The 647-nt window shown below is 64.0% G+C and carries 1 protein-coding gene; it reads left to right on the top strand.

What is annotated here, in order from left to right:
* Nucleotides 1–647: VCBS domain-containing protein (locus BFR47_RS15050; protein WP_139215201.1), on the top strand; the 647-nt coding region annotated here is incomplete at both ends.

The raw sequence follows: 647 nt of genomic DNA on the forward strand, positions 1-647 counted from the left end.
CACCAGCGGCACCGTGGGCAGCGCGCTGGCGGGCCAGTACGGCAGCCTGACGCTGGATGCTGACGGAAAATATACCTACGTGATCGACGAGAGCAATGCGGCGGTACAGGCCCTGCGCACCAGCGGCCAGACCCTGACCGAGAGCTTCAGTTATACCGTCACCGATGCCGGTGAGCTGAGCGACAGCGCCACCCTGACCATCACCCTCCAGGGTCAGAACGATAACCCGGTGGCGGTGAACGACACGGCGATTGCCATCGAAGCGGGCGGGGTGGCCAACGGCAGCGCCGGCAGTAATGCCAGCGGCAACGTGCTGAGCAACGACAGCGATGTGGATGATGGTGATACCAAAACCGTCACCGGCGTAGTGCTCGGTGACACCAGCGGCACGGTCGGCGCGGCGCTGGCCGGCCAGTACGGCAGCCTGACGCTGCATGAAGACGGTAGTTACAGTTACGTCATCGACGAAAACAATGCGGCGGTGCAGGCCCTGCGCACCAGCGGTCAGACCCTGACCGAAACCTTCAGCTATACCGTCACCGATGCGGGTGAGCTGAGCGACAGTGCCACCCTGACCATCACCCTCCAGGGTCAGAACGATAACCCGGTGGCGGCCAATGACACCGCCACGGCGGTAGAAGCAGGCG

The sequence above is a fragment of the Oceanisphaera psychrotolerans genome (assembly GCF_001870485.1).
GTDB lineage: Bacteria > Pseudomonadota > Gammaproteobacteria > Enterobacterales > Aeromonadaceae > Oceanimonas > Oceanimonas psychrotolerans.